This is a genomic window from Maribellus luteus (assembly GCF_003576475.1).
Lineage (GTDB): Bacteria > Bacteroidota > Bacteroidia > Bacteroidales > Prolixibacteraceae > Draconibacterium > Draconibacterium luteum.
The window spans coordinates 321-623 of the sequence record NZ_QWGR01000135.1 but is presented as its reverse complement, the minus strand read 5'-3'; positions in this window follow the sequence as shown (position 1 = coordinate 623).

The following is a 303-nucleotide window of genomic DNA, read 5'->3' as shown; positions in this document are numbered from 1 at the left end:
GTTCGAAATAAAACCCTTCGGCGAAACAATTTTGTTCATGATCGTCGCCCCGCACGCGAACGCCACAGTCACGCAAGCGTCATAGTTGAAACCAACTCGTATCGCGAAGCGAGAATGATTCGAAAGAGTCGCTCAAACGCCTGTTGATAACTTGATTCGGTCAGCTTTACTGACCGATTGAGTCTGCGGTGAGTCCAAGCGACATTGCGCGAGAAGTTCTGCTGCGCGATTCGCAAGATTGAGCGATCATGGCAGCCATGCCCGCGGCTCGCGGCGCGGTTTTGAGGAGCAGGCGCAGCACGA